The sequence below is a fragment of the Streptococcus oralis genome, assembly GCF_003942585.1.
Lineage (GTDB): Bacteria > Bacillota > Bacilli > Lactobacillales > Streptococcaceae > Streptococcus > Streptococcus oralis_BE.
The window spans coordinates 474,045-485,934 of the sequence record NZ_RJNK01000001.1; the positions used below are offsets into that span (position 1 = coordinate 474,045).

Annotated in this window: 10 protein-coding genes; all 10 read right to left on the reverse strand. The window is 39.8% G+C overall.

Annotated elements, in window-relative coordinates; all coding sequences use genetic code 11:
- Positions 1 to 11: 11 nt before the first annotated feature.
- Positions 12 to 2,537: an MBL fold metallo-hydrolase gene (locus D8862_RS02430; RefSeq protein WP_125448558.1), complete on the reverse strand. Its 2,526-nt coding sequence runs from the start codon at positions 2,535 to 2,537 to the stop codon at positions 12 to 14.
- A gap of 36 nt (positions 2,538 to 2,573) precedes the next feature.
- Positions 2,574 to 3,386 (reverse strand): LicD family protein, encoded by an 813-nt coding sequence (locus D8862_RS02435; protein WP_125448559.1) that lies wholly within the window; start codon positions 3,384 to 3,386, stop codon positions 2,574 to 2,576.
- 42 nt (positions 3,387 to 3,428) lie between these two features.
- Positions 3,429 to 5,603 (reverse strand): LicD family protein, encoded by a 2,175-nt coding sequence (locus D8862_RS02440; RefSeq protein WP_125448560.1) that lies wholly within the window; start codon positions 5,601 to 5,603, stop codon positions 3,429 to 3,431.
- Between the two features lie 21 nt (positions 5,604 to 5,624).
- A complete protein-coding gene (locus D8862_RS02445; protein ID WP_084948812.1) occupies positions 5,625 to 6,593 on the reverse strand; it encodes a glycosyltransferase family 2 protein in 969 nt (322 codons plus the stop codon).
- Entirely contained in the window at positions 6,590 to 7,426 is an 837-nt protein-coding gene (locus tag D8862_RS02450) for a LicD family protein (RefSeq protein ID WP_084948814.1), read from the reverse strand. The genes D8862_RS02445 and D8862_RS02450 overlap by 4 nt, the downstream gene beginning before the upstream one ends.
- 147 nt (positions 7,427 to 7,573) lie before the next feature.
- Positions 7,574 to 8,866: an LCP family protein gene (locus D8862_RS02455; RefSeq protein WP_125448561.1), complete on the reverse strand. Its 1,293-nt coding sequence runs from the start codon at positions 8,864 to 8,866 to the stop codon at positions 7,574 to 7,576.
- Positions 8,866 to 9,711, reverse strand: coding sequence for a prephenate dehydratase (gene pheA, locus D8862_RS02460; RefSeq protein WP_125448562.1), 846 nt, complete (start codon positions 9,709 to 9,711; stop codon positions 8,866 to 8,868). The genes D8862_RS02455 and pheA overlap by 1 nt, the downstream gene beginning before the upstream one ends.
- Positions 9,708 to 10,184, reverse strand: coding sequence for a shikimate kinase (locus D8862_RS02465; RefSeq protein ID WP_125448563.1), 477 nt, complete (start codon positions 10,182 to 10,184; stop codon positions 9,708 to 9,710). Before D8862_RS02465 ends, pheA begins: the two co-directional genes overlap by 4 nt.
- A complete protein-coding gene (gene aroA / locus D8862_RS02470) occupies positions 10,177 to 11,460 on the reverse strand; it encodes a 3-phosphoshikimate 1-carboxyvinyltransferase (protein ID WP_125448564.1) in 1,284 nt (427 codons plus the stop codon). Before aroA ends, D8862_RS02465 begins: the two co-directional genes overlap by 8 nt.
- A gap of 90 nt (positions 11,461 to 11,550) precedes the next feature.
- Complete coding sequence (locus D8862_RS02475; protein ID WP_000065973.1) at positions 11,551 to 11,889, reverse strand: YlbF/YmcA family competence regulator; 339 nt, start codon at positions 11,887 to 11,889, stop codon at positions 11,551 to 11,553.
- Position 11,890 lies beyond the last annotated feature (1 nt).

The window sequence follows — 11,890 nt, forward strand, 5'->3', positions numbered from 1 at the left end:
GGGTGTTTCTTTTATTCTTTTTCTTTCTTGTCAGAAGTATTGGCTTCTAGATTTGAATCTTGTTTTGGCTGTTCAGCAATAGAAGAACTAGCTTCTTGCTTCTTCTCTGACTGATCTGCTTCGCCATTGACAGCAGCAACAGCCTGTCTCCAAATGCCTTCCTCGTTTACCTTATAACCATCCGGTGTGGTGGCATTTTTCAACAAGGAACCATCTGTTTGGAAATAGTACCAATTACCGTCAATTCGTTTCCAACCGGTCTGCATAGCTCCTGATTCATCAAAGTAATAATGATCACCATTTACTTTATGAAGGCCAACCAACATGATGCCATCTTCAGGATTGAGATAATACCAGATTCCTTTATCCTTTATCCAACCTGTTTTCATAGCTCCATTTGCTTCAAAGTAACGATAATGATTATCAAACCATTTCCAGCCTATTTGCATAGCTCCTGATGCACTAAAGTAATACTGCTTACCATCTACTTGTTGGAAACCGACCAGCATGATACCTTCCTGATCTTCAAGATAATACCATGTTCCTTGCTCTTTCAACCAACCAGTCTTCATAGCTCCTGAGTCAGCGTAGTAATGCCAGTGTTTATCAAGCCACTGCCAGCCTGTTTGCATGGCACCGCTGGTATTCAAATAGTAACGCGTACCGTTGATTTCTTGTTTCCCAGTCTGCATAATACCATCTTGATTTAGATAATACCATTTCTCATTATCCTTAATCCAGCCTGTTTTCATAGCTCCTGAGTTCGCATAGTAATACCAATGGTTCTCTAGCCATTTCCAGCCTGTTTGCATGGCACCACTAGCGTTCAAATAGTAACGAACACCATTTATATCTTGTTTTCCAGTGAGCATGATGCCATCTTTGTCCAGATAATACCAAGTGTCCTGATCCTTGACCCATCCAGTTTTCATAGCTCCAGAAGTAGCAAAGTAACGCCAGTATCCCTTAATACGATTCCAACCGGTCTGCATGATACCATCTTTATCAAAATAATAGGTTTCCCCATTAATCTCCCTTAGACCAACGACTACATTACCATTCTCATCATAGTAGTACCAGTTCGAATCAATCTTTTTCCAACTTGATACATTATCACCAATTTGTAAAGCTCCACTGTCTGCAAAGAACATCTTCTTGCCATTAAAGACTTGATGTCCTGTTAACATCTTTCCATCTGCTGCAAAGAGATATTTCTTCCCTCCAATTTCAGAAAGTTCACTAAATCGTCTAGCGCCATTTGATTGGATATAATACCAAGAGCCATCCAGCTTGAACCAACCACCAGTTTGCATTTTACCATTTTGGTTCAAATAGTAATCATTCCCTTTGGCATTTTCACCCCAGTCGTCGTTAAGGTGAAGCCAGCGGCCTGCTTGCATTTGTCCTTTTCCATTAAAGAAGTATGTGGCTCCGCCAATCTCTCTCCAGCCGATAGCCATTTCTCCGTCAGTCAAACGATATTTCCAGTAGCCACCTTCTTGATACCATTTTTCGTCAACTACAGGGATGTCAGGGAAGAGATTAGAAACATTAGCAAATCCGCTATCACTAATATCAAAAACAGTTGCATCCTGAGTTTGACTAGAAGCTCTGAGAACTTGAATATTTTTCTTTTGGAGATATTCTCTGGTTGAAGCAACATTAATATCACCACCAGTTGTTTGAATAATCATCTTTGGAGATAGGTTTTCAAGAAAATTAATCGTATTTGAAATTGTCGCATCATAATGATGATTCCATTTCATCATATCAACCTTACCGATAACTGGGCCTAACTTATCTTCTGCTCCTTCGGCATTATCCAAATCTCCACCAAGATAGATTCTCTTTCCTGCCACAGTCACCACTGAAACGATAGAGTTGGAGTTATCATCTAGAACTTTTTTCAGATTCCCCTCAGCATCATATTCATTCTTATAGTTGTAGAGTTGGATATCCATATCACCTAATTTAAAGTGACTATCCTCGTCTGTAATATTCTGAATAAGAGTAACCCCTCGTTTTTGTGCGGCTCTCAAAGCATTATCGTAATTAAAAAGATTATCCCAGAGTCCCCAGTGTGAGGTAATCCGTTCATCTGAATATTTTTTTAAATAAAACTTACCAACCTGATAACGATTAAGTATCTCATCTGCTCCGCCGATATGGTCACTATGTACATGGGTTCCAATAATAAAATCCAGTTTTTTAACACCAACTTGGTCAAGATGGCGAATCAAACGGTCTTCCAAGACTTGATAATTTCTCATGGAAATTCCCCAACGACTTGGATAGCGTGGGTCACTTCCATCAGGAAAGTCATAATCTTCCCCCATATCAATCAAGGCATAATGACCATTGCTTTCCAGAAGGATAGCATCACTCCCAGATTTTGCTTTAGTATTTATGAAATGGATACGATTGCCTGAACCAGCAGTAATGGTGTCTGCATTAACTTGTTGTGATAAACCAATCAACACACAAAGGAAAGCAAGTAAACCATAACTGACTAATTTAACTAATCTTTTATTCTTCATCTTGAACACTCCTTTCTCGATGAAAACAATCTCTTACTAATCAATCCAATAATTCTTATCAGTTCCTGGAACCTGCTGTTCAACAGGTGGTGGAGTCATATAATCTGATCCAAATTCGTAGACAAGAATTTCATGGTATTTTCTCGGAACTTTCACTACGATGTTTTCGTATGGCATATCAATCAGATCATAGAGCCATTCTTTTTTGATTCCCTCTGGAAAACTTGGATCAAATATCGTACAGGTAAGATCTGTAGCTTGATTTACACTATATTTCAAAGCAAGATTCTCTAATTTTTGATTCCAAGTTTGTGGAGAACTTAGGCGAAAAATAGCCGATCCAATATAGCGAGGCAGATTTTTTACCCCCCCATTTTCTAATTTAATTCCTTTGAAATTCAAAGAAGAAAGGCGGACAAAGTGTTTATAGAGCTTCATTTTCTTACAATCACTTTCCTCCGTCACGACACCATCGTATGGAAAAATGTCAACGCAAGTTCCCAATACGACTGTCGGGTCCAGAAGATTGGCATCTCTACGTGTTCTAATGTCATGAACACGCATATAACTGTAAGGATAGCCTTTTGTTTCTCTAAATGAAATCAATTTATAGTAAGGATGATTCTCATTTTTTAAAACCTTATAAAGCTTTTCAAATTCATCACGCGCCAAGGAAATATCCGTATCATCATCCCAAGGGATAAATCCTTTATGGCGAACAGCTCCTAGTAAGGTTCCAAAATCAATAAAATATTTAATCTGATGCTGTTCACATAGTTCATGTAGATACTTTAAAATATCCAACTCCACTTGTTTTATTTCTTCAAGACTTAAAACTCTCTCAGACATACTTTCTATTCTCCTAATTTTGACTAATTTTTTAAACGATTTTTAACTGCGATTTGCTTGCTTAGAACTTTTAGTGATTTTCCACAGTTTGAAATCATGGTGAGATACTCTCTGTTCAAGAGGGGGCAATTGCATGTAATCCCCATAGTCAGAGGTCAAAATTTCATGGTAGTGTTTTGGAATCATAAACTCCTTACCTTCAAATGTTCCCACAATCACTTGTTCTAACCACTCACGTTTCCAAACTGGCTTATTCATATCCTTGTAAATCAAATAGTCAACTTGCTCATAGTCAGCAACTGCTCTAGATTTAGCAAGCTCATCAATTTGCTCAACATACTTATTCGTATTTGTAAAATAGAAAATGACAACAGAGATATAACGGATCAAAGAATTTAGTAGACTTTTCGTGTTGGTAATTCCTTTAAAAGTGTAACAACTCAATTGACGTTTCTTTATGAGTTTCGTCATCTTGTTTTTAAAGTCCGCATCATCTTCATAACCATCTACAGGGAAAATATCCACATAGATTCCCATATTTGAATCAATTCGTACATCTTCTTCTAGCAAGTAGGTATGGTTATCCTGCACTTTCATAAAAGGATAGACATAGTTGAGATTATTTTTATAAGACATGACTTCATAACGTTCATCAGGATGAGCGATGAGGTAATCTTGTAGTTTCTCATAGTCTTCTCTTAGCATGCAAATATCCATATCATCGTCCCAAGGGATAAAACCTTTATGGCGAACCGCACCAATTAGACTTCCATATGCTAGGAAATACTTGACACCAATTTTCTGACAAACCTCATGAATGTACTCCATGATTCCAAGTTCCATCTCTTGAATTTCACTGACATCTGTTACTTCTTGATACCGAACTCCTTCATCCCGTTTGCAAACCACTAGTCCATAACCAATTGCTAACCAGAAGATGATATTAATAAAGTTGGTTGAATACATAATCTGACTCTCAAATAATTGACCAAACAAGATACCAAAGAAAAGGATCATAATCAATTTATCAGTATTTTTCTTGGAAACAATCAAATACGTTAAAAAGCGCTTGATGACATAAGCCAGTATAAGAAGGAAGGATACCAAGCCTAGAACTCCCGAACTGACAAATATAGTCACAAAAATGTTATGGAAATTCCCACCGATAAGGGAGTTTTGAATCTCGAATTTACTGAAATATTCTGTATAGTAATCTGGAACATTCCGTACACCATAACCAAAAATTGGTTTGGCACTGCCCATCTTGATGGCGTTTTTCCAAATATAGGTTCTACCACTTGGTGTTGTTTCAATCAGATGGAGTTCACCATTCTTCTTGGTAACAGACGAATCTGTCTCAGCGTAGGACTGTCCTTTGTTTAAGTCAAAAACAGTCGCAGTTTCAGATGCGATATAGATTGAGGTCGCATAGCTTAATCCAATGTTGGTTGCAGTAATAAGCAAACCAGCAACTATAAAAGTGAGGAATCGTTTAACGATACTTCCTCTAGTAGCAAAGAAACTATAGAGTCCAATCATGAGAAGTAAAGAAAGTAAGGCTCCTCGACTTTGCATCGTAGCGAAGTAAACGAATTGAATCACATTGTTCAGTTTTAGATAAACAGAATATTTACTTCCTTTATGGATCAAATACATAGCCAAAATAATGCTAATGTATGAAAATATCGCACTAGCATTAGGATTAACAATCCCCCACAGACGTCCATTCATGACACCATAGTAATAAGATTGTTCGCCAATCTTAAATAGGATAAGGACTCTACTTACCAATAAACCAAACGCAAAAATTGCTGAAGAAAAAGATACAATTTGAACCGTATAGGCAATCCAGTCAAATAATTTTTTAAGTTGCCCTGATTGTAACATGGTAAATAATAAAACATAGGTTACCATGAAAAGGATTTCAATCACATTCCCAATCAAATGTCCAGAGCGATTGAAAATAGCTGATAGCAGATGGCTTCCAGATAACAAGCCAAATAAGGCCAAAAACTTTCGATCTACTGTAATCTGTTTCCACTTAAACAACAATGTGTAGCAAATATAAAGTACAACAATCGCTGACAATCCTTTATAGAGGGGATTTGCTATCTTATAAACCAGTGAACTCATACTTAAAATCGAAATAAAAACAAATAGATATGCAATCCATAGTTTTGATTTTTCAAAGTATTCATCCATTTTTGAAAAATTCATTTTCAACTCCTTCTCATGATATTAGTTTTTTAATCCAACAATTTTCTTATATAGCCATGGAGAAATGACAAGTGATAGGATCGCTACCTTGCGAAAAGTAGTGAAATAAGCATCCTTCCATATTTCGCGTCGGTGCTGAACAATCCAAGTCCTCAGCTCGGCTTTCTCCTTTTGATACTCTTCACGTGAAGTAAAGATAATTTTATCGTAAACTGTGATGTACGACCAACATTCTCTATTTATTAATTCAGGTTTTAAATCAGGAAAGACTTGTGAAACTTGAGCAATTATTTGCTTATAAACTTCTATCGTGTCAAATACATGCTGGTTAACAGATGTTGTTGCACTTCCCTCACGATGATCATAGTAATAAACAGGTTTGTCAATAAATACGCTACTGCATCTTGTCTTTAGTAGCAATTCAGTTAAAAACAAGGCATCTTCAGCTAGGTGATAATTTGTATTAAACTTTTCATCCGCAAGCAGGTCTCTCTTAAACAGTTTTGCAACTGGAAAAAATGACGTTCTGGTAGTCATCAGTAGTTCCTTCATGGTTTCTTCTGTTGACCAGAGTTCTGTTTTTCCAGAATGAGGAGGTAAATCTGTCACAATTCCATTTTTGATATGGTGTAGAGGAGCGATTACAAAGCCTATATTTTCCCCCTCAATTGCACTAGCTAAAGTAGCTAGATAATCTTTAGTAACGAAATCATCGCTATCAATAAAGGTGATCCAAGCACCCGTCGCTAGCTGAATTCCCATATTTCTCGCATTTGAGACTCCAGCATTTTCGATATGATAAACCTTGATATTCTCATGCCGAGATGCTAAGTGATCACAGATCTGTCCACTGGAATCAGTAGAACCATCATTGATTAGGATTAACTCAAAATGGGCATAAGTCTGTTGAAGAATCGACTCCACACATCGCTCCAGATAGGCTTCTACATTGTAGACTGGAACGATAACGCTTATTTTTTCTCCCATCATGCTCCAAATTCTCCCTTGTACTCTGTGTAGCTCTTGTCCATGTCCGCTATAATCGCATCATGATGTGGTACCTGCTTGTCCGCTGGTGGCGGTGTCATATAGTCCCCAAAAGCAGTGCTGAGATAGGCATCATAACCGACTGGAATGGGCATCTCAGTTCCTTCAAATGGCAAGAAAAGATTGTCTTCAAAAGATGCGATTGGATATTTGTTTCGCATGTAGCCAGGACCTGAGCATAATTCCGTGATTCCATCGCTCTCAGCCAGACCATACTTGGTCATTTCTTTTTCAGCTTTTTTCCAAATGCGATAACGTAGAGATTTAGGAGTCAAACCGAGTAAAATACGACTTCCCCATTTCATGATGGCACCATGCTTTTCTGGGATAGTTTGGGCGCAAAAGAGTGAATAAATCAAAGCCCAGCGGACTTGTTTCTTGCGCTCAGCTGGATTTTTAGGATAATAATCCAAAGGCAAAACGTCCAAGGCCAAACCGTGTGGCAAATCCAAATCCTGCTGATAAGGCTTGATACAAGTTGTTTCCTTATCACGAATAGTAATAAAAAGGTTACGGTCTATAAAATCCTTGTGACTCTTTGACAAGAAATAACGCTCATCTGCATAACGAGGCCATAGTTCGGCTAACTTTTCATAGTCCTTGCGAGGCATGAAAAAATCTAGGTCATCATCCCAAGGAATGAAGCCCTTGTTGCGAAGGGCACCAATCGCTCCTCCACCACAGAGATAGCATAACAAATTATGTTCTTTACAAAATGCGACGAAATATTCAGCCATTTCCAGACTACGAGCCTGAATCGCTTTCAAATCACTCATGTCTCTCCTCTTCTGTCCAATAACGAGTTATATCGTTTTATTATACCATAAAAAAGCCTTAAAAATCCATCAGATACCGTAAAAAATCAAAGCCCAATCCACCATTTTTACCAGTGAATGAAGCTTTGATTTTTATTTATTTACATATTATCTCATTCCCATTTGGGCGAGTTTAGTCCGGTATTTGTTCTGGTCGACAAGTAGACCTTGTCCTCCGTAGACATCATAAGCATCTACCCAATCGCCAAGTTCTGGCACTGTCAATCTTTCGATACCATTCTGTGCGCCTTCGATAACTGACAAACCATTAGTCAGCAGGAAGGTATAAGGTAGATTGGTTGAGGTCATTCCAAAGACTTTTCCAAGTGCCTCTGATCCTGTAAAGAGTTTGGTTGGATCCTTGATTTGCTCAAGAACAGCTGACATGACTTGCTGCTGACGTTTGGTACGACCATAGTCTCCTTCATCATCATCACGGAAGCGAGCGTAATTGAGCAAGGTGGAGCCATTCATCTGCTGTTTCCCAACTTTAATCGTTTGAGTTGGTGATTCCGTTGCTGTTGCATGTAGGTCATCTCCAACTGTAGCTTCTGTTAGAGGCTGGCCATTTAACGTTGAAAACTTAGCGTCTATAGTCACCCCATCAGGAAATAGCGTATCAATAGCAGTTGCAAAGGCTTGGAAATCCACTAGGGCATAGTACTTAATATCCAAATCAAAGTTGTCTTTTAGAACCTTGCGGACCATTTCAGCCCCTTTTTGCCCTTCTTGTTCCCCAAGTTCATAGGCAACATTTAGTTTGTTATCCGTCTGTTTCTGGCCATTTACAATCTTACTGTACCCGTCGATATAAACTAAGTTGTCACGCATGAAGCTGACTAGTTTGATCTTCTTATCCGATCCACTGACATTCAGTACCATGATTGTGTCGGTACGTGTCTCCGCACTATTTTGACCAATCCGACCATCTGTCCCCATGATTAGGATATTCACCCCGTCTTTAGTATCTTGACCATTAAACACCTGTACTTGTGCTGCTTTTGCATCAGCTGGCTTATTGGTAGAAGTCGCTGACTGGAAACCGCGAAGGAACATAAAAATCATCCCTGCAACCACACAGGTAATCAACAGCAAGAACCAAGTCAGTATTCGTTTGAAGCGAATTTTTCTTCTTTTATTTTTGACTTTAGGTAGAGGGGCTACCTTTTCACGTTTCTTAGATCGACTTCTACTGCCATAAGTCGGGAGATCAATATCTCTACCCCAAGTTTCTTCTTTTTCTTCTTGGTAGAAATGGTAAACTTCAGACTTGGGACCTGTCATTTTTTGTTGCAGATAGTCAAACTCCCTCCGTTCACGGTCATTTAGATAATGAATATTCTTGAAGAGATAGTCATAACGTAACTGCTCGTGATGACTTAAAGGATTTTCTTTGCTCATTAACTCTCCTTTTCTATATCAGTTATGGTAAAAATCGGGTAGGTTCCTAGTATCTTGTGCTGGATTCCAATGGCTTCTAGTTCTTGTCTGGCAAAATGAACCAGTCCTTTATCACTATAGTCTACATCGATAATGAAAAAGTATTCTCCCAAGGCTGTTTTAAGGGGGCGACTCTCAATCTTTGTTAAGTCAATCCCTCTCCAAGCAAAGGTCGAAAGTGCCTTGTAAAGAGCACCAGGTAGGTTGTCTGGTAAGGTCAAGGCCAAACTCATCTTTTCAGCTTGTGGCTTCAAAGGGATCATCGGTATCTCTGCCCCTAACACCCAGAAACGTGTGAAATTGGCTTCCATTTCCTGAATATCCTCGGCAATTAATTCCAAGCCATATTCTTCAGCTGAACTTCTAGGAGCAATGGCTGCATAAGGCTGGTCTGGATGTTCCGAAATAAAGCGAGCTGCATAGGCAGTACTGGCGGTTACCTCTATTTTAGCCTCTGGATAGTGTTTGTCGATGAATTTCTTTCCTTGAGCCAGAGCCTGAGGATGAGAAAAAATCTTCTCAATCTTAGTATGACCAGGAACTGCCATCAGTTGCTGGTGAATGGGTTGAACGATTTCTGCAACTGCTTGGATGCGAGCCTGGTGAAAAAGGTAATCCAAACTTTCATGGACACTACCTTCAATGGAGTTTTCAACTGGTACCACAGAATAGTCCACCAAGCCCTGTTCATAGGCCTTGATAACATCTGTGATATTGGCAAAGGCATGCAATTCCTCTTTGGGAAAGGCTGTCTGCACAACATGATGCGAAAAAGATCCCTTGGGACCTAGATAGGCAATTTTCATCTCAGTTCCTCTATAATTTCCTCTGGGCTTAACTTGGTCACATCTAGAACCCGACTGGCTACTTCCTCATACCAAGCTTGTCTTTCTTGGAAAATAGTTGCCAGTTCTTCCTTACTTTTGTTAAGAAAGAGCGGACGCTGATGGTCCTTATCAGCTGCGATACGTTGGTAGAGGGTTTCAAAATCTGCTTTTAGGTAGATGTTATCAGGATTGGTTTTGAGCAAGTCGCGATTTCTCTGAGAAATGACAACTCCTCCGCCAGTTGACACAACTCGGTCCGTTTTTAGTAAGTCAGCTAGGACTTCTGACTCTACTTGACGAAAGGCCACTTCTCCCTTTTCAGCGAAAAAATTCGCAATGGACATGCCCAAACGTTCCTCAATTAAGGCATCCGTATCGATGTAGTCTGGGTCCAAGCCTCTAGCGATTGTCGACTTGCCAGCTCCCATAAATCCGAGTAATACCTTAGCCATGAATCAAGCTCTCCAAATCATCAAAGAAGCTAGGATAGCTGGTATTGATGGCTTCTGCACGGTCAAGCTCCACTTCTCCATCTGCAACTAAGAGGGCCGCGATGGCTGTCATCATGCCGATACGATGGTCACCAAAAGTATTGACTCTAGCGCCATGAAGGCTTGATTTCCCTTTAATAATCATCCCGTCTGCTGTAGGAGTGATATCCGCTCCCATACTATTTAAAGCATCTGCCACCACCTGAATGCGGTCAGTTTCCTTAACCTTAAGTTCTTCAGCATCCTTAATGACCGTTACACCATGCGCTTGTGTCGCTAGAAGGGCAATAATGGGCAATTCATCAATCAAACGTGGAATCAAAGCGCCACCAATCTCTGTTCCTTTGAGGTCTGAAGACTCGACAGTTAAGGTAGCAGATTTAGAGATTGGATCGATTTCAGTTATTTCCAATTTCCCTCCCATGGCGCGAATGACATCAATGATTCCAGTGCGAGTTTCGTTAATGCCCACATTCTGCAGTACTACACGAGAATCTGGCACAATCAAACCTGCGACCAACCAAAAGGCTGCACTGGAAATATCTCCTGGAACAAGAACCTTTTGTCCTGTCAATTTTTGTGGCCCTTGGACTGTGATTTTCTTGCCATCCACACTTAAATGGCCACCAAATTGTTGTAGCATATCTTCGGTGTGGTTACGAGTACATTCTTTCTCGATAATCACGGACTCCCCCTGAGCCTGCAAGCCTGCAAATATCAAGGCAGACTTAACTTGAGCAGAGGCGATTGGCAATTCATACTGAATAGGTCTTAGGTTTTTCGTCCCTTTTAAATGAAGGGGAGGCAGGTCTCGCTCTGTTTGCCCTGAAATGCTAACCCCCATTTTTTTCAATGGAATCGTCACACGATCCATAGGACGTTTGGAAAGACTATCATCTCCAAACATTTCTACTTCGAAGTCTGCACCAGCAAGAACGCCTGAGATCAGGCGAATCGAGGTGCCAGAATTCCCCATATCCAAGGCGTTTTGCGGCGCTTTTAAGCCATCCATTCCAACACCTTTAATGGTAATAACCCCATCTCTGTCCTCAATTTCAACACCAAGGTCACGAAAGACCTGCATGGTTGAGAGCACATCCTCTCCACGCAGAATATCATAAACCTTGGTCTCTCCCTCAGCCAAACTACCAAAAATAATCGAACGATGGCTGATAGACTTGTCACCTGGAACCCGGATACTGCCATGTAAGTGGCGAATGTTTGTTTTTAGTTTCATAGTTGACCTCATACTTGCAACACTTTTTCTTATTTTATCACAAAAAGGCCAGAAATTCCTGAAATTTCTGGCTTTTATACAGATAAAATACTATTTCAATAATTCTGAAACAGGTTCAAAGACAATTTTTTCAATGTCTGAAAGGTAAATGGACAATTGTTGCTGTTTGGCAAAGAAATCTGACAAAAGAGCGTTCTCTTGGATTTGCTTACTGAAGGACTGCATCTTTTCTTGGAAAGAGGCATCTGGCATTTGTCCAGTTTGCGCCATGACTTGGATTTCTTGCTGGAAGGCGAGGTAGTCTGCAAAAATCTTGCTAGCTTGTTCATCAGCTTGGATGGCATCTTTTGCTGCCTTAACCGCCTTGTATTCTGGTAATTCGCGTAACCCGCGACTGAGTTCATTTGCACTATCGTAAATATTTGACATG

What these genes read in the sequence shown, in the direction of transcription:
- D8862_RS02435 (WP_125448559.1), bottom strand. Translation starts at nt 3,386, where the DNA reads ATGTCTGAGAGAGTTTTAAGTCTTGAAGAAATAAAACAAGTGGAGTTG.
- D8862_RS02430 (WP_125448558.1), bottom strand. Translation starts at nt 2,537, where the DNA reads ATGAAGAATAAAAGATTAGTTAAATTAGTCAGTTATGGTTTACTTGCT.
- D8862_RS02465 (WP_125448563.1), bottom strand. Translation starts at nt 10,184, where the DNA reads ATGGCTAAGGTATTACTCGGATTTATGGGAGCTGGCAAGTCGACAATC.
- D8862_RS02440 (WP_125448560.1), bottom strand. Translation starts at nt 5,603, where the DNA reads ATGAATTTTTCAAAAATGGATGAATACTTTGAAAAATCAAAACTATGG.
- pheA (WP_125448562.1), bottom strand. Translation starts at nt 9,711, where the DNA reads ATGAAAATTGCCTATCTAGGTCCCAAGGGATCTTTTTCGCATCATGTT.
- D8862_RS02450 (WP_084948814.1), bottom strand. Translation starts at nt 7,426, where the DNA reads ATGAGTGATTTGAAAGCGATTCAGGCTCGTAGTCTGGAAATGGCTGAA.
- D8862_RS02475 (WP_000065973.1), bottom strand. Translation starts at nt 11,889, where the DNA reads ATGTCAAATATTTACGATAGTGCAAATGAACTCAGTCGCGGGTTACGC.
- aroA (WP_125448564.1), bottom strand. Translation starts at nt 11,460, where the DNA reads ATGAAACTAAAAACAAACATTCGCCACTTACATGGCAGTATCCGGGTT.
- D8862_RS02445 (WP_084948812.1), bottom strand. Translation starts at nt 6,593, where the DNA reads ATGATGGGAGAAAAAATAAGCGTTATCGTTCCAGTCTACAATGTAGAA.
- D8862_RS02455 (WP_125448561.1), bottom strand. Translation starts at nt 8,866, where the DNA reads ATGAGCAAAGAAAATCCTTTAAGTCATCACGAGCAGTTACGTTATGAC.